The following is a 17,881-nucleotide window of genomic DNA, read 5'->3' on the forward strand; positions in this document are numbered from 1 at the left end:
AAAACAAAAAGAGCCCTAATCACAAAGTGATTAGAACTCGAATTTAGTTTCACCAACAACAGTTGACGAAGAGCCAGAATTGGGGGCCATCGGGTTAAGAACACAAAAATATTAGTTAAATACTTTAATATTAATTGGTTAACTGATGAAGAAATCCCTTCGCTGATGTTAATCAGATCAGGTTCAATGGGTATATTCTCAGCACGCTGGCACCCCAATTCTCTCTGATTATCCTACAGGCTCACCTAAGCATTGTCAACAGATAACCAATGATGAAAAGAACGGTATCATTTATTTAACGGTAAACGTGAAATTTTCATTGCAATTTCTTTTTCAATCCGCTATTGTCAAATTATTGATTATTACTTGAAATTAGGAGGCTCATCATGAAAATTGGTTTTATCGGTGTCGGAGCGATGGCTCAGGCCATTATTCAGGGGCTACTCAAAGCAAGATTGGTGCCCACAGAGAATATTTTGATTCACAGTGCGCACCAGGCTCATTATGAGAACTATGCTGATAAATTTGGATTGACACCGCAGGAAACTAATCTGGACGTTGCTAAGAATAGTGATTTTGTGGTGTTGGCAGTAGTCCCAGCGATTGCCAAGGCTGTGCTTGCTGAAATTCGTTCGGCGCTCACCAAAGATAAAGTGCTTGTGTCAATCGTGTCAGGAGTTTCCTTGGAACGATTGGCCGAGCTGACCAATTATGATTTGCCGATTCTCCGAACTTTACCAAATATCAATTCGGAATTTGGCCAGGGGATGACCGCGGTTGCTGTCAACGAAAATTTGGCTGGTGACCAAAAGGATCAGGCACTTTCAATTTTTCAAGCAACTGGTGAAATCAGTGAATTGCCCGAAACGCTTTTCCCTGCGTTCAGTGCAATTTCTGGCAGTGCAGTTGCCTACATTGATTTCTTCATTGACGCTCTTAGCCGAGCAGGGGTTAAATACGGGTTAAGCAAAGAGGCTGCTACTAAGATTGCTGCACAAACAACCTTTGGCTCCGCTGACGCATTGATGCAATCTGGAAAGACGCCTGCCGAAATGATCGATAAAGTGTGCTCTCCTGGTGGCGATACAATTGCCGGAATCTTAGCGATGGAAGAAGCTGGTTTCTTGAGTTCGGTAGTTAAAGGAATCGATGCAACGATTGATAAGTCAACTGGGAAGACGAAGTAAGCGACTTCCGGTTAATGGTTTCTGATTCAGCAAGGGCAGGGGTTATGATTGCATTGTCAGTTTGAAATGCAAGCATAATCCTTTTTCTACGGCCTGAAACGATTGTTCACCGGCGCTTCTCAGCATAATCATCCGGACAAATTTGGTTTGCAGTGATCTAGACCTCATAGATTTCAATTATTATGTTAAAATAAAGTATAAAGAAGACCAAAGGAGTTGGTAATGGTGGGTTTGCCAATTTATATTCAGATTCATAATGATATAAAGCGAAAAATCGAAGCCGATAAATGGAAAATTGGTGATCGAATCCCCTCTGAACGCGAGCTGTCTACAGAATTTGGCGTTAGTCGGATGACTTTGCGACAGGCCATTCAGACTCTTGTTGACGAAGGAATCTTGGAACGACGGGTTGGTTCTGGAACGTTCGTTGCCAATCAGAAAGTTCAGGAAAAGATGTCCGGGGTCACTGGGTTCACGGATTTGATGTTGGCCCAAGGCAAGAAGCCGTCGAGCAAAACGGTTTCGTATCATACGATGGAACCGTCATTGAGTGAAATGGAGAAGTTGCATATTACTCAAGACCAACCTGTTTTGCGGATGGAGCGAATTCGATATGGTGACGATGTGCCAATTTGCTTCGAGGTTGCGACGGTGCCGGAGAATATTGTCGAGGGCTTGGAAAAGTCCGAGGTAACCAGTTCGTTGTATCGGACACTAGAGCAAAAGAAAGACCTTCAGATTGGTAAAGCCCAACAAACGGTTTCAGCAATGTTGGCTTCCGAACGGATTGCGGAATATCTCAATATTAAGCGAGGAGAGGCAATCTTACGTTTACGCCAAATTACATATTTACAAGACGGTCGACCATTTGAGTATGTTCGGACGCAATATGTTGGCGATCGATTTGAGTTTTATTTGGAAAAAGAATAGGGCACTTGAATAAAAGCGTTTTGACTATCCATAAAGGCTCCGAAGTTAAAATCCCCCAAACTGAAGGGGTTTAACTTTGGAGCCTTTATGTAATGAATGTAGCAGGCAGTGAGATTTTCTGACGCAACGATCGCTGACTTAAGTTCAGTTTGAAAAGCGCTGTTTTAAGACTTGCAGCAAGTACTTTGGCAGCACCATTAGTCTGCCGATTCGAGCAGGCTCTTTCATGACGCGGTACAACCACTCTAAGTGCATCTTTTGCCAAGTAACCGGGGCACGTTTCACGGTTCCAGTAAGCACATCAAACGACCCACCAATTCCCATCCAAAGGCCATTTGTAACTGCTCGGTTTCGTTCGATAAATTCTTCTTGTTTCGGGTACCCGGTTGCAACAAATACCATATCCGGATTAGTCTGGCGAATATCATTAACGATTTGAGTGTCGTTGTAAAAATACCCATCATGAGTGCCGGCAATGACAAGATCTGGAAATTGCCTGCTCACAACTTCTCGTAGCTTCTGGATGACGGCTGGTTTTGCCCCAACGAAGTAGGCCGACTTTTGATGTTGATTGCCCCAGCTGAGTAAACTTTCAAACAAGTCGTAGCCCGTAACCCGTTCCTCAATCGGTGTTTTTAACAGCTTAGCCCCAATCACGATTCCGATACCGTCAGCGACAATAAAATTGGCCCCCTTGATTAATTTGGTGTATTCCGGGTGATTGCGGGCATACATGACAATCTCCGGATTAGCTGTCACCACAAACGTATTTTGTTGCTGGTCGATTCGCTGTTGAAGCGTCTGTTCAAATGCGCTTTGAGTTGTATTGATAAATGGAATTCCTAAAATCGATACTTTTGATTGCTTGGTCATAATGACTCCTTCAATAATTATTTTGAAGCAAAAACCGCCATTTTTCTGGTCAATGTGACGATAAATGATAGAATTAACATGATTACTTAATTATATAACATCTCATCGGGAAGGATATTGAAACAATATGTCAGAAAATAATAATTTGACACTTCACACCGATTTTTACGAAATCAACATGATGGCAACTTATTTTGAGAAGCATATGGAGAATCGTCATGCCGTTTTTGAAGCCTTCTTCAGAAAACTGCCTTTTGGAAACGGGTATGCTGTTTTCGCTGGGTTGGAGCATATTATTCAATATATCGAGAACCTTCACTTTACTGACTCGGATATTGACTATCTTAAAGAAGTGACCGATTATCCGGACAGCTTCTTAAACTACTTGCGAAATTTCAAATTTAAGGGCACGGTCCGTTCAGCGTATGAAGGGGATGTTGTCTTCGCAAATGAACCGATCCTTCAAGTTGAAGGAACTCTGTGTGAATGTCAATTGGTTGAAACCGCGATTTTAAATATGATCAATTACCAAACCTTAATCGCAACCAAGGCATCCCGAATTAGGACGGTTGTTGGTGACGATCAACTGATGGAATTTGGCAGTCGGCGGGCCCAAGAAGTTTCGGCAGCAATTTGGGGAACGCGGGCGGCCATTATTGGTGGCTTTAATGCGACTTCCAACGTTTTGGCCGGTAAAAAATTTGGGATTCCGATTAGCGGAACTCACGCCCATTCACTTGTTGAGTCGTTTGGCAATGATTACAGGGCGTTTCATGCCTATGCCCAAACCCATCACGACTGTGTCTTCCTTGTGGATACCTATGATACGCTCAAAAGTGGCGTTCCCAGTGCAATTAAAGTTGCCAATGAAATGGGCGACAAAATTAACTTTGCGGGCGTTCGCTTGGACTCTGGAGATATGGCTTACTTGTCAAAACGAGTTCGAGAAGTTCTTGACCATGCTGGGTACCCCAATACGAAGATTTACGCCTCCAACGATCTCGATGAAACGACGATTGCCAGCTTGAAGATGCAACACGCCAAGATTGACGTTTGGGGCGTTGGCACCAAAGTAATTACGGCGTTTGATCAACCAGCTCTCGGGGCAGTTTACAAGATGGTGTCAGTTGAAGATGATGACGGCCAAATGGTCGATCGGATCAAGATTTCCGGGAACGCGGAAAAAGTTTCCACCCCTGGCAAAAAGCAGGTTTGGCGAATTACCGATACTAAGGACGGCAAGTCTGAAGGTGATTACATCACGCTGTCAACTGAGGATCCCCGGGAAGAGAAATCAATTTACATGTTCCACCCAAATTATACTTATATCAACAAGACCGTTGAAAATTTTGATGCGGAACCTTTACTGAAAACTATTTACAGAGATGGCAAATTGGTTTATGATCGTCCTAATTTATCTCAGATCAGCGATTATGCCGAAAAAGAATTGGCAGCGTTGTGGCCTGAATACCGACGGGAACTCAACCCACAAAAGTATCCGGTCGATTTATCACAAAAGTGCTGGGATAATAAGCGTGACATTATTGAAAAAGTCCGTAATTACGTTCAACAAATAAAATATTAACGAGGGATGCACATGAGAGCAAAGCAGCAGGAAATTATTAATGCTTTAAAAGTCAAACCGGAAATTGATCCAAACGAGGAAATCCGTCGCAGTGTCGAATTCTTGAAGCGTTATCTTCGCAAGTTTTCGTTTTTAAAATCCTTGGTACTCGGCATCTCCGGTGGTCAGGACTCAACATTAGCAGGGAAATTGGCGGAAATGGCGATTAGTGAACTGCGTGACGAAACTGGTGATATCAGTTATCAATTTATTGCCGTCCGGCTCCCTTATGGTGTTCAAGCAGATGAGTCTGATGCCCTTGAAGCAATCAAATTTATGAATGCCGACAAGGTTTTTCGGGTGGATATTCAATCCGCTGTGGATGCAGCTACAGAATCTGTTGAGGCAAATGGCATCCAGATTAGCGATTTTAATAAAGGGAATATCAAGGCCCGCCAACGGATGATTGCGCAATATGCAATTGCGGGTGAGACTAGCGGTGCCGTAGTGGGAACTGATCATGCTGCCGAAGCTGTCACTGGTTTCTACACCAAATTTGGTGATGGGGCAGCTGATATCACCCCCCTTTGGCGATTAGATAAACGACAGGGTAAACAGCTCTTAAATGAACTTGGCGCACCCAAGCATCTCTATGAAAAGACACCGACTGCTGATCTTGAAGATAACCGGCCGGCCTTGCCAGATGAAGTTGCCTTGGGAGTGACCTACCAAGATATTGATGCCTACCTAGAAGGCAAAAATATTTCTGAAAAAGCTGCCGAGACCATTGAAGGCTGGTATAACAAGACTGAACACAAGCGTCACACGCCAATTAATGTCTATGATACGTTTTGGAAGTAATTAAAGAGTGACATTTTATTAGTGATTATGTATAATAATGATAAATAAAGGGAGTAACCAGCAGCGGTATGCTGTGATTATCTCGTCAACGTGAAATATTCGTATTTCCGGGATAACTCTTAAATGGTGAGACTTGTGGATTCTTCATGGGAAGAAATCTGCAGGTCTCTTTCTTTTTAAGACATGCCACCCGCTACAGTCAGTTTCCAAGCATTTATTGGAAGCATTGGGGAAGATGAGAGCTGGGTTGATGCGCTCGTTGCTCGTTACTCACTTAAATTTAGGACAGTTCATCCAAGCAGAAGTCTGCACATTAGTCCCTCACATATTGCTTTCCCAAGAATGGATATACGAGGAAGCGCATGTTCAACTTTTCAATGCTCGGTTGGGCTTACTCAGAGGAGGAAGTTAATGACACAGGAGAAAAAATTTAGTTATCAGCGATCCGTTGCCGACATCATGCAACAAATGAAGTCCAATCCAAATGGGCTGACGACCAGCATGGTGGCTGAACGTCGCCAGCAATTCGGCCCTAATAAGTTGACTGCCAAGCGGCGAACCACACTACTGGAGAAATTTATTGCCCAGTTTAAAGATCTGATGATTATCATCTTGATTGTTGCGGCCATTATTGCAGGAATTGCCGGTGAACATGTCGATGCCATTATTATTCTGGCAGTTGTGATTCTCAACGCGATCTTTGGGGTTTTCCAAGAATCCAAAGCAGAAAATGCAATCGATTCGCTCAAACAGATGTCAGCACCAATGGCAACGGTTTTGCGAAATGGTGAGTCGATCTCAATTAAAAGTGAAGAGATTGTCCCGGGAGACATTGTTTTGCTGGAAGCAGGGGATGTTGTTCCGGCCGACTTGCGACTGACTGAGGCAAACTCGCTCAAAATCGAAGAGGCTGCGTTAACGGGTGAATCCGTTCCTGTTAACAAGCAGGTTGAAACAATTTCGGAGAATGACTTACCCCTAGGGGATCGCAAAAATCTCGGCTTCATGAACAGTAATGTCACGTCTGGACGGGGTGTTGGGATTGTGATCGGGACCGGAATGAATACCGAAGTAGGTAAAATTGCCCACATGCTTAACACCACTGAAGAGTCAACGACACCGCTTCAGGACAACTTGAAGTCCCTTGGAAAGATGCTGACGGTTTTGATTTTGGTGATTGCCGTCATTGTGTTTGGCATGGGAATGCTTCGCGGCCAGGAGAGCTTGATTAACATGCTGTTAACGGCGATTTCATTGGCCGTTGCCGCAATTCCCGAAGGCTTACCCGCAATTGTGACGGTCACCTTGGCGCTTGGTACTCAGCAAATGGCCAAGCATCGCGCGTTGATCCGAAAGCTGCCAGCAGTCGAAACCCTTGGGAGTACGGATATCATTTGTTCTGATAAAACGGGAACGTTGACGCAAAACAAAATGACCGTCGAAAAGGTTTTCCTGAATGAAAAATTGGCCGATTCTGCTGATACCCAACTGGATTTATCTGATCAGCTTGCCCAAATCATGGTATTGAATAATGATACCAAGTTCCAAGAAGATCAATTGGCGGGTGATCCAACTGAGACGGCGCTTTTGTCCTTTTATTTGAACAAAGATCAACCTGTTCAAGATTTTGTTAACCAACACAAACGGTTAGCCGAGATCCCATTCGATTCGGAACGAAAACTCATGTCGACCTTTAACCAAATGGATAACGGTCAGATCATGATGACGATGAAAGGGGCCCCTGACCAGTTACTACAACGTGTCACAAAGATTAAAGATGGTGATCAGGTCCGAGACATCACTGATGGGGATAAGAAACTCATCAGTGACACCAATCACAGTTTGGCAACCCAAGCACTCCGAGTTCTTGCGTTTGCTTACCGAATGGTTGACTCAGTTCCCACTGACTTGACGAGTGACGCTCAAGAACGTGACATGACCTTTGTTGGTTTGATCGGAATGATTGACCCTGAACGACCAGAAGTGGCTCAGGCGGTTGCTGAAGCCAAATCAGCAGGGATCAAATCCGTGATGATTACAGGAGATCACCAGGACACTGCCCAAGCAATTGCTAAACGGCTGGGAATTATTGGCCACGGAGATTCACAGGATACAGATAAAGTCATTAACGGTGCGCAATTAGATGAAATGTCTGATTCCCAATTCGATGACGCCGTTGGCAATATTGCCGTTTATGCCCGAGTTGCCCCAGAACACAAGGTTCGAATTGTGAAAGCTTTGCAGAAAAAGGGGAAGGTCGTTGCCATGACCGGTGATGGCGTAAACGATGCGCCCGCCCTCAAGACTGCCGACATCGGTGTTGGCATGGGAATTACTGGGACCGAAGTGTCTAAAGAAGCCAGCGATATGGTTTTGGCAGATGATAACTTTGCCACGATTGTAACCGCCGTTCGAGCTGGCCGAAAAGTATTTTCAAACATTCAAAAGTCACTACAATACCTGTTATCAGCGAACTTAGGAGAAGTTTTAACTTTATTTGTGATGACAATGATGGGCTGGGAAATTTTGGCACCTGTCCAGATTTTGTGGATTAACTTAGTAACCGATACGTTCCCAGCGATCGCATTGGGCGTTGAACCCGCCGAGCCGGGAATTATGAAACGCAAGCCTCGGGGCAGATCGTCAAACTTCCTTTCTGGGGGGATCATGAGTAATATCCTGTATCAGGGCTTCTTTGAAGGTTTCATTACGTTAGCGGTTTATGCTTTCGCGATTATCAATCCGGTGCACTCATCAGAAGCGTTGGTTCACGCAGATGCGTTGACGATGGCTTATGCCACTTTGGGATTAATCCAACTTTTCCACGCCTTTAACTCCAAGACCATTCATCAATCGATCTTTAGAGTGGGGCTGTTCCGAAATAAATTCTTTAACTGGGCATTGTTGGGATCAACTATTCTGTTAATTGCGACAATTGCAGTTCCCGGTTTCAACGAAATGTTCCATGTGTCTAACTTGACCGCTTCACAATGGGTCGTGGTGGTATTTGGTGGCTTTATGATCGTTGTGATCACAGAAGTAGTAAAATACATTCAGAGACACTTTTTCCACAAACAATAAAAATGGGGGTAATGATAGTTTGAAACCACAAGATATGCAACGTTATGCAAAGGTCGTATCGGATGTGATCGATTCAACATCCGCAAATGGTACGGACCTCAATGATGATTTTGAAACGTTACGAAAGGCAATTGACGCCGATACCGTTTCAGAATTGTCGACGGACGAATTAGCAAGAATTAAGGCCCATTTCCAGTCAGGAACTGATAAGTACAAGGAAAATGTCAACAAGCTTCAACAGGCACCGGTGCCTGTCAAAGTTCTGGGCAAACATAAGCTGTTGGTTCGCCATTACGAGGACTATACTAATGCTTGCCAAGCAATGACCGATAGCATTGATCCGGATGTCACGACGATTAATGTGGATCAGTTCAATAAGTCGGAGAAGGATCAAGAGGGTAGCATTGCGAAGGTTTCCAGTGTGACGACGAGAATTATGGGCGGTATGTAAGTAACCGACAGCGACTGTTTCAGATCTAAACAAAAGGGAACGTTAGGCGGTAAATTGTTTATAAATGCAACTTGGCTTTCCCTGTTCATATTGATAAAACTTGCGACCAACCGCTGATCCCCGCCATTTAAGTCAAAAAAGTAATGCATTCTGGTTTTGGAATGCATTACTTTTTTGACTTAAATTCTGGGATCAATTGTGGCTTGTCCCAATCTTTCTTCTGCCCAATAATTTTTCTCACTGACTGAACATGATATAATTAACCGTGACATTATTTGATGAGGTGGAATAAATGACTGATACACTTGCCGAAAAGATTCGGCATGATTTACCTAAATTACGAATCGAGCAAATTTCTGAAACACTGAAAATGTTCGATGAAGGCGACACGGTTCCCTTTATTGCCCGATATCGAAAAGAGCGAACCGGCAACTTGGATGAAGTTGAAATTCGAGATATTGAAGCGGCAGCTCACCGAATTCAGACGTTGGATAAGCGCAAAGCTGAGGTTATCAAAATCATCACCGAGCAGCAAAAGCTAACCCCTCAGCTCGAATCTGAAATCAACGCGGCAACCGTCCTCCAACAGGTCGAAGACTTATACTTACCGTACAAGCAAAAGCGGCGGACAAAGGCCACAATTGCCAAAGAGAAGGGCTTACAGCCATTAGCAGATGCCGCGCTAAAGTTTGCCCCTAATTTGGATAGCCTGGTTGAACAAGCCGTTGATCCAGAAAAACAACTCCCTGATAAGGCTGCTGTATTTGATGGTATTCATGAAATTTTGGCTGAAACATTTGGTGATCGAGCCGATTTTCGAAATTGGGTTCGCCAGAATACTAATCAGTACGGTGCCCTGGTGACCAAGATCAAAAGAGGTGCTAAAGAGGCTGACGAAGAAGGGACTTATCAGCAGTACTATGATTTTTCTCAATCGGTCAAATCAATTCCCTCATTTAGGACCTTAGCAATCAATCGTGGTGAAAAGGAAGGTATTTTATCGGTGAAGATCGATGTGAATGAAACGCCGATTGATTGGCATTTAAAAGCCAATACAGTTGGTAACCAAACTGGTTTGGCGGCCAAAATTGTGGAAAGTGCCGTGTTAGACGCCTATTCACGCTTCATTGGTCCCGCAATCGAACGGGAAATTCGTAAGGATTTGAGTGAAGTTGCGTATAACCACGCAATCGATATTTTTGGCAAGAATCTGTATAACTTGCTCATGCAGGCGCCATTAAAGGGTAAAGTTGTCATGGGCTTTGATCCGGCTTATCGGACTGGTTGTAAGCTCGCAGTGGTTGATCAGAATGGGAAGTATTTAGCCAAAACGGTGATTTATCCTCACAAGCCTGCTGGTGAAGCAAAACGAAAAGCAGCCAAAGGGGAATTCATTGATTTCATTAACCAAAACCACGTGGAAATGATTGCGATAGGTAACGGGACTGCCAGCCGGGAATCAGAACAGTTCGTTGCCGATGCCATTAAAGAAATTGAGACGCCAATTTATTACGTCATTGTGAACGAGGCCGGGGCATCTGTTTATTCTGCCAGCAAGGTTGCCAGAGAAGAATTCCCTGATTTCAGTGTTGAACAACGATCGGCCGTTAGTATTGGCCGACGGATTCAAGATCCCTTGGCTGAATTGGTCAAAATTGATCCCCAAGCTATCGGAGTTGGTCAATATCAACATGATGTGCCTCAAAAACAGCTAAGTGAAAAATTGGATCAAGTGGTTGAAACGGCTGTTAATCGGGTGGGGGTTAATTTAAATACTGCTAGTCCGGATTTGCTAGTTCATATTTCTGGGTTAACCAAATCTACTGCAAATAACATCGTTAAGTACCGCAATGAGGCCGGCCAATTTAATGACCGCTCGGATTTGAAGCAGGTACCGCGATTGGGGCCAAAAGCGTTTGAACAGTCCGTTGGTTTCCTCCGAATTATTGATGGCGATAATCCACTTGATAATACGGACATTCATCCAGAAAGTTATCCGGCGACTTACCAATTACTCAAGCAATCCGATCTGAGTGCAGCCGACCTTGGCAAGCCGGTTGTTGCTAAAAAACTCAGTCAAATTGATTTAGACCAAACTGCTCAGTCGCTAGAAATTGGGCGTGAAACGCTGCAGGATATCATTAAGGGAATTGAGACTCCTGGCCGAGACTTGCGAGATGAGATGCCCGCGCCATTACTCAGAAAAGATGTGTTAACAATGGCCGATCTAAAGCCGGGGATGAAGCTTCAAGGAACCGTCAGAAACGTTGTTGACTTCGGCATATTTGTGGATATTGGGGTTAAGCAGGATGGCTTGGTGCATATTTCCAAAATGAGTGACCATTTTGTCAAAGATCCAAGCAAAGTGGCCTCTGTTGGAGATATTGTGACCGTTTGGATTGATTCAGTGGATGCTGATCGTCACCGGATTCAATTAACGATGGTGGAACCAGAAGCAGGACAGAAGAGATAAGCTAATGACAAATACTGAATTACAACACTTAGTCGAACAAATATCGATCCAATTTTTTTCCAGACCCTTTACGCATCGGGCCTACTTCAATCCCAGATTGCGGACAACTGGTGGCCGTTATCATTTAGACAGTCACGATATTGATATCAATCCTAAGATGGATGATGGCCAGTCTCATGACGTTTTAATTGGTATCATCAAACATGAGTTGTGTCATTATCATCTCAATCTTGCGGGATTCAGTGGTCGGCATAACACCCCTGAATTTAAACAATTGTTACAGGCAGTTGGTGGATCCAGATATGCACCACGGATTGAATCAACTACGCCTTCATTTCATGTTAAATATCTTTATCGGTGCACACATTGTGGTCTGGAGTATCATAGGAAACGAAGGATCAATGTTTCGAAATATGTCTGTGGTCGATGCCACAGCAGGTTAACGTTAATCGATATCGGTCTCGAGAAACAATAGATCATTGATAACGAAAGGAGTTTGACAATGGCAAAACTAATTATTCGCGTTCCGGCGACTTCAGCCAACGTAGGTTCTGGATTTGATTCTGTTGGGGTTGCCCTTCATTTGTACTACACGGTGATTGTTGAAGAAAAAACCGATAAGTGGAAGGTTAATCATGCCTTAGGAGCTGACGTTCCAACCGATGAGCACAATTTAATCGTCCAGACAATTCTCAAAGTGGATCCAGACATTCATCCAAGACAGCTGACTGTTATCTCAGATGTCCCAATTGCCCACGGGCTTGGTTCGAGCACAACGGCCGTGGTAGCTGGGATCAAGATTGCCAACGCCTTAGGTGATTTGGATCTGTCGGTAGCAGATCAAATTAACCTTGGCTCTCGATTTGAGGGACACTCAGAAAATGTTGCTTCCGCATTGTTGGGCCAGCTGACCGTTTCAACTTTCGATGGTCAACAAGCAGTTGCGACCCGGATTGAATTACCGGATGTATACGCTTTGATGTATATTCGCCCTGATGGGATCAGTGAAGCGGAAAGCCGTAAGAAATTGCCTAAGACAATCAGCTTTGAGAAGGCGATTCATGCCAGCAGCAAAGAGAATGTCTTTGTTGCCCTTGCAGCTCAAGGCAAGTGGGATGAAGCGGTTAAATTAATCGAAGGGGACCAAATCCATGAGCCGGCCAGAAAAGAACTTGTGCCGGAGATGGATACCATTTTGGAAACGGCGCATAAGCTTAATATTTACGGTACTTATTTGAGTGGTGCTGGTCCAACGGTTTCAACCCTGGGGAAACAAGCAGCTTTGACCGAACTTAGAATTGAGTTACAACAAAAAAATATGAATGGTAGTTTACGACTGTTACAAATAGACCAAGAAGGCGCAACGGTTCGCGGCGAATAAAAAAAGTATTTGTCATGACTGCTAATTTCTGCTATAATTTTATCTGTTGATGCGGCCATGGCGGAATTGGCAGACGCGCAAGATTAAGGATCTTGTCGAGAATTATCTCGGTGGAAGTTCGAATCTTCTTGGCCGCATTATTAAAGTCCGAGTTACTATCATTTTGGTAGTAATTGGGACTTTTTTTGTTGAAGCATGGTTGATGAATACTGTTTGGTTGGACTGCAGCGAAATTTTGACGCTGAAAATTTATAGGCGTATGGGACTGAAAGTAGTTCAACCAGGACATCATTGATCCTTGCGCAACAACATAGCGCGACCTGATTCACAAATCAATAATTGGAGTTGACTGTATGAAGTATTTGATATTTGACGTCGATGGAACTTTAATTGACACAGAAAAAATGTACCTTTTACCATTGCATAAAACGCTCATCGAAAACGGGTATGACGTTACATATGATGACGTAAAAAAGGTGTTTGGAATCACCGCCACTGACGCTCTCAAAATTTTGGGCGTTCAGGATGTTGAGGGGATGCTTGCCAAGTGGTTTGGTCAAATCAAGGACTATAAGCACTATGCCCACGTTTATCCTGGAATTACTGACGCGTTGGCTAAAATCCACGCCATGCAAAATACTCGTCTAGCAATTGCAACGTCAAAACAGGAAAGCGAATTTCACCGAGACGTCACCCGATTTGGTCTGGATAAATATTTTGATCAATTTGTATTCTCAAATGAAATCAAACGCGGTAAACCAGCTCCTGATATGGTTCTAAAAGGAATCGAAAAATTAGCTGCAGATCCTGATGAAACGATCTATATCGGCGATACAATTTATGATCTGCAGGCTGCTCACGCTGCAAATGTCAAATTTGCATTAGCCGGCTGGCGAACCGAAAAAACAGCCGAATTTGAGAAAACCGATTACGACCTTCAGACACCAGCCGACTTACTTAAGATTTAAGATAACCAAGATGAAACCGCTCTTTTGTGATATATTGGTGGTAACTAAACGTAGAACATAAGATTAATGACAAATGAAAAGGTGATTGGATGATTTCGATTTTAGTTGCAAGTCATGGCAGGCTTTCAGAGGAGATTGTCAAAACTTCTGAAATGATTGCTGGCAAGCAGGCACAGATTAGTTGGCTTTCTTTGGATCCCAATGATGGCATTGATTCACTTCAAGCTAAATATAATAAAGCGTTGACAGTGTTTACTGAACATCATGATGTGTTAATTTTCACTGATATGTGGGGTGGTTCTCCATTTGAGGCAGCTGGTCGGATCGTTGCGGATAATCCCGAGCATATTGCGTTAATTGGTGGTGTTAATTTACCTATTTTGTTAGAGGCATTTGTTTCCAGAAAGACTTCTCTAACCAACTTAGTAGATCATCTGATGTCAGTTTCAAAAAATGCCATCCGCCAATTTAAGTTATCAGAAAATCATGAAGGGATTTGAGACCAATGGATAATTTATTCGATGTATTGAAGATGGTGAGTTTCAATCACATGGGGTTTGACGCTTCTCAGGTGGTCATTACCGATTTGGAAGGAAAGCCGAATGGCATTTTAACCGACTTGTACAGAGACGTCGTTAACAAAATTAATTTGTTTATTGATCTGCGGTCAGCAAGAGATGCTGGTGACGTTTTAACGCTATTACGAGCTCACACACCGCTTCCAGATGATGTTCTGGAGGAATCAAGATCCTAGAAGAACCGCTTATCAGGATTAATTTCGCTCCTCAGAAGGGACAGATGGAATTACAAGTTCGTGGCTAGTTCGTCTGTTAAACCCGACTCAAAAAAAGACCTATTTCATTAGTCGTCCGGCTAACGAAATAGGTCTTTTTTGAATCGGGTTTAATTAATAACCATTGTAGGATGATTGATTACCAGTGGTATCAGTCCCTGTTGTGGTTGATGCATCGGTATCCGTTTGGGTCTGGGAACTTTGCAGCTTCTTTGACTTGGATAAGCCAAGTGTAGATCGAATATCGTTTGAAACCCGAAGCAATTTAGTTTGAGGAACAACTTGATAGGACAAGCCATCGATCATGGCGTTTTCGCCTTGTAAGGTTTGTGACTTAATATGGTGAGTTGCATCGCCATATTTGGCCCGAACTGCAATCATGTCATCAAATGTCATGTCAGTTTTCATATTTCCTTTGAGAGATGAAAGAATTGACTTATATCTTGGAAGGGAGGTGACGTTCAAACCTTTCATCACCAGCTTTTTAATGATTTGTCGCTGACGGGCTTGACGGCCATAATCCCCACGAGGATCGTCATCACGCATTCGGGCGTAATCTAGGGCTTGTTGACCGTTTAGGTGGGTCTTCTTGCCTTTAACGACGTTTGCATGCCCATATTGGAATGTCAATGGGGGAACAACGTCCACGCCACCGACGGCATTCACCATGGTTTCCAAACCGCCCATATTGATGATCGCGTAGAAGTCAATTGGGATATCCAGCAGGTTCTGGACTGTCTTAACAGCTGTTCCCGGCCCACCAATGGTATAAGCTGCGTTAATCTTCTCGTATTGTTGAGTATCCCCCGGGACATTAACCTGCGTGTCTCTGGCAATACTGGTTAAATGGATTGTTTTCTTTTTAGGATTAATGGTTGCAACAATCATAGTATCCGTTCGACCGGTATCGTGACGGCCAAGTGCACCAGTGTCTGTTCCTAGTAACAAGATCGACAGAGGCTTACCTTTTTGAATGACGGATGATACGTTTCTGGCTTTTTGAATATTTGTTGAATCGTAAGTTTGGGTGAAAGTCTTTTTGGCGCTCTTATAAGCGCCATAGCCCCAAACAAGTCCGCTCCCGACAATAAGGAGGAAAACCAGAAAGACACTCCAGCCGATAATGCGGCGCTTCTTTTTATTGCCCTTCTTGTAATGGGGCTTTTTGTCAGCCCTTCTTGAATATACAGGTTCAAAATCGTTTTTATTGTTTGATGGCATAGTGACTCCTCATTTATAAAAATTCTTACAAAAGTATATTGCACTTTACAGATCAGATGCAGAAATCTTCAGTTATTTAAACATAATTTAATAATTCTCGTCAACTTGCTCTGATGGCTATCCCTCAAATTATAACAAAATGTGGATTCTAATTGTGCTATAATGTGTCATTGTTATTCTTGTTAGAAGTGAGGAATGTGTATGGGAGTATTTGGCTCAGCGGTATCCGGGGTCTTGATTATTCTAATTATGATTGCCCTGGGATTTATATTAGCTAGAAATGATTGGTTTGACAGTAAGATGACCAGCATGTTTGCCAGGCTGGTCACTCAGATTGCTTTACCAGCGTACATGATATCGACCATCATGAGTAAATTTACAGCGAAAATGTTATTAAAGACGTTACCGGATTTATTTTTTCCGATTGTATCGATGCTTTTGCTCTATATTATTTCGATTTTCGTCGTGAGATTTGCTAAGATTCCGAAGATGCACGCTGGCTTATTTAGGTCAATGTTTTCCAACTCTAACACGGTTTTCGTTGGTTTACCAGTTAATATGGCATTGTTTGGTAGATCGAGCTTGCCGTTTGTTTTAGTTTACTACATGGCTAACACGACATTTTTCTGGACATTAGGTGTTTACCTAATCCAAAAGGATGGCAAAGGTGAGGGTGAATTCAACTGGAAAACCACTCTGAAAAGAGTGTTTTCACCGCCACTACTTGGGTTCATGGTCGGAGTTGTTCTGGTTCTGTTTCACGTATCACTCCCCGATTTTATCATGCAGGACTTTAATTACATAGGGAACCTGACAATCCCACTTTCGATGATTTTTATCGGAATTTCCATTAATAGCGTTGATATCACCCGGGTTCGGTTTGATCGCAGTAACTTTTTGATTTTATTCGGTCGGTTTTTACTAGCTCCGGCACTCATGTCGCTGCTCGTGATTCCAACCCATTTACCTCTGCTAATGAAACAGGTGTTTATCATGCAGGCGGCGATGCCAATTATGACAAACGCCCCAGTTGTTTCCAGGCTTTATCATGCTGACTCGGAATACGCGTCGGTCATGGTTGCCGAAACAACGCTGTTGAGCTTGGTGGTCATTCCAATTCTGATGGTATTAGTTCAACAACTATAACAGGGATCTTTGATCATGAGTCACATTATTGGTAACATATTCTTGGATACTAATTTTGTAAAAAGAGGATGAAAGCGTGCCAACACTAGTCATAATGCGTCATGGTGAAAGCCAAGCAAATCGAGACAATATCTTCACTGGGTGGAGCGATGTTGATCTAACCGAAAAGGGGATTCAACAGGCTCATTTTGCTGGCCAGGTCATTAAGTCAGCCGGGGTGCAATTTACGGATGTTCACACATCTTTTTTAAAGCGTGCCATTATTACGACCAACATTGTGTTAGATGAGATTGGACAAAACGATATTGCAGAACACAAAAGCTGGCGGTTAAACGAACGTCACTACGGCGGATTGCGGGGTAAAAACAAGCTTGCCGTTAAGAAGCAAGTTGGCGCCGACCAGTTGAAAGTCTGGCGAAGAAGTTTTACGGTGGTGCCGCCAAAATTGGCCAAGCGAGATGAGGATCCCCGATACAATCGTTATGGGGTTCAAATTCCATTGGCAGAAAGCTTGAAAATGACCATGGATCGCTTGATTCCATATTGGGAAGATCAGATTGCGCCCCAACTTTTAGACGGCAAAAATCAGTTAATCGTTGCTCACGGGAGCACTTTGAGAGCCTTAATTAAATTTTTGGAAAATGTTTCTGATGAGGAGATTCCAAATGTCGAAGTTCCAAATGGCAAGCCGATCCGATATGATTTTAATGAACATTTAAATATTTTGAATAAAGAATTTATGACCAAGTAACCAGGTTAACAATTAATCATTAGAGACTTGGACATATATTAATTTCCAATCAGTCATTATTCGACTGGATCGCCGTAGCCGCTTAGATAAAAGCTGTGCCAGACGGAAGACCCCGGCTATTTAGCGGCTCTTCGTCAACTGTTGTTGGTGAAACTAAATTCGAGTTCTAATCACTTTGTGATTAGGGCTCTTTTTGTTTTG

The 17,881-nt window shown here is 43.3% G+C and carries 15 protein-coding genes, 1 tRNA gene, 1 pseudogene and 1 riboswitch; of the genes and pseudogenes, 15 read left to right on the forward strand and 2 right to left on the reverse strand.

The window, feature by feature from the left end:
* Window positions 1–137: 137 nt before the first annotated feature.
* Window positions 138–227: riboswitch (TPP riboswitch) on the reverse strand.
* A 159-nt stretch (window positions 228–386) separates the two neighbouring features.
* A complete protein-coding gene (gene proC / locus QUF07_RS09940; RefSeq protein WP_217162321.1) occupies window positions 387–1,187 on the forward strand; it encodes a pyrroline-5-carboxylate reductase in 801 nt (266 codons plus the stop codon).
* A gap of 225 nt (window positions 1,188–1,412) precedes the next feature.
* Window positions 1,413–2,117 carry a GntR family transcriptional regulator gene (locus QUF07_RS09945; RefSeq protein ID WP_054748393.1) on the forward strand — a complete coding sequence of 235 codons (705 nt, stop codon included), beginning with the start codon at window positions 1,413–1,415 and terminating at the stop codon, window positions 2,115–2,117.
* 144 nt (window positions 2,118–2,261) lie between these two features.
* On the opposite strand, the gene QUF07_RS09950 is transcribed toward QUF07_RS09945, so the two are convergent.
* Window positions 2,262–2,990: a WecB/TagA/CpsF family glycosyltransferase gene (locus QUF07_RS09950; RefSeq protein WP_217162320.1), complete on the reverse strand. Its 729-nt coding sequence runs from the start codon at window positions 2,988–2,990 to the stop codon at window positions 2,262–2,264.
* A 127-nt stretch (window positions 2,991–3,117) separates the two neighbouring features.
* Here QUF07_RS09950 and QUF07_RS09955 point away from each other — a divergent pair, with 127 nt between their 5' ends.
* The 11 genes and pseudogenes from QUF07_RS09955 (at window position 3,118) to QUF07_RS10005 (ending at window position 14,591) form a co-directional block, all read left to right on the forward strand.
* On the forward strand, window positions 3,118–4,575 hold the full coding sequence (locus QUF07_RS09955; RefSeq protein WP_217162319.1) for a nicotinate phosphoribosyltransferase: 1,458 nt from the start codon (window positions 3,118–3,120) through the stop codon (window positions 4,573–4,575).
* A gap of 12 nt (window positions 4,576–4,587) precedes the next feature.
* On the forward strand, window positions 4,588–5,415 hold the full coding sequence (gene nadE, locus QUF07_RS09960) for an NAD(+) synthase (RefSeq protein WP_217162317.1): 828 nt from the start codon (window positions 4,588–4,590) through the stop codon (window positions 5,413–5,415).
* 342 nt (window positions 5,416–5,757) lie between these two features.
* Window positions 5,758–8,496 carry a calcium-translocating P-type ATPase, PMCA-type gene (locus QUF07_RS09965; protein WP_289427329.1) on the forward strand — a complete coding sequence of 913 codons (2,739 nt, stop codon included), beginning with the start codon at window positions 5,758–5,760 and terminating at the stop codon, window positions 8,494–8,496.
* Between the two features lie 19 nt (window positions 8,497–8,515).
* Window positions 8,516–8,947, forward strand: a complete 432-nt coding sequence (locus tag QUF07_RS09970) for a hypothetical protein (RefSeq protein WP_217162309.1) — start codon at window positions 8,516–8,518, stop codon at window positions 8,945–8,947.
* Window positions 8,948–9,239: 292 nt separating this feature from the next.
* Entirely contained in the window at window positions 9,240–11,420 is a 2,181-nt protein-coding gene (locus QUF07_RS09975) for a Tex family protein (protein ID WP_289427331.1), read from the forward strand.
* A 4-nt stretch (window positions 11,421–11,424) separates the two neighbouring features.
* Entirely contained in the window at window positions 11,425–11,895 is a 471-nt protein-coding gene (locus QUF07_RS09980) for a SprT family protein (RefSeq protein WP_217162305.1), read from the forward strand.
* Between the two features lie 27 nt (window positions 11,896–11,922).
* Window positions 11,923–12,801, forward strand: coding sequence for a homoserine kinase (gene thrB / locus QUF07_RS09985; protein ID WP_217162303.1), 879 nt, complete (start codon window positions 11,923–11,925; stop codon window positions 12,799–12,801).
* Window positions 12,802–12,852: 51 nt separating this feature from the next.
* Window positions 12,853–12,938, forward strand: a tRNA-Leu gene (locus QUF07_RS09990).
* Window positions 12,939–13,154: 216 nt separating this feature from the next.
* A complete protein-coding gene (locus QUF07_RS09995; RefSeq protein WP_217162301.1) occupies window positions 13,155–13,769 on the forward strand; it encodes an HAD family hydrolase in 615 nt (204 codons plus the stop codon).
* Window positions 13,770–13,858: 89 nt separating this feature from the next.
* Entirely contained in the window at window positions 13,859–14,269 is a 411-nt protein-coding gene (locus tag QUF07_RS10000) for a PTS sugar transporter subunit IIA (protein WP_217162299.1), read from the forward strand.
* Window positions 14,270–14,274: 5 nt separating this feature from the next.
* A pseudogene (locus QUF07_RS10005) lies at window positions 14,275–14,591 on the forward strand (hypothetical protein).
* An 85-nt stretch (window positions 14,592–14,676) separates the two neighbouring features.
* Here the strand turns inward: QUF07_RS10005 and QUF07_RS10010 are convergent.
* Window positions 14,677–15,783, reverse strand: a complete 1,107-nt coding sequence (locus QUF07_RS10010) for an LCP family protein (protein ID WP_289427334.1) — start codon at window positions 15,781–15,783, stop codon at window positions 14,677–14,679.
* 201 nt (window positions 15,784–15,984) lie between these two features.
* On the opposite strand from QUF07_RS10010, the gene QUF07_RS10015 reads away from it, so the two are divergent.
* Window positions 15,985–16,929, forward strand: coding sequence for an AEC family transporter (locus QUF07_RS10015; protein WP_289427335.1), 945 nt, complete (start codon window positions 15,985–15,987; stop codon window positions 16,927–16,929).
* Between the two features lie 94 nt (window positions 16,930–17,023).
* Window positions 17,024–17,680 (forward strand): 2,3-bisphosphoglycerate-dependent phosphoglycerate mutase, encoded by a 657-nt coding sequence (locus tag QUF07_RS10020; protein WP_217162332.1) that lies wholly within the window; start codon window positions 17,024–17,026, stop codon window positions 17,678–17,680.
* The last annotated feature ends 201 nt before the right edge of the window (window positions 17,681–17,881 follow it).

Origin of the sequence: Lentilactobacillus sp. TOM.63 (genome assembly GCF_030361045.1) — a bacterium.
GTDB classification, from domain to species: domain Bacteria; phylum Bacillota; class Bacilli; order Lactobacillales; family Lactobacillaceae; genus Lentilactobacillus; species Lentilactobacillus dabitei.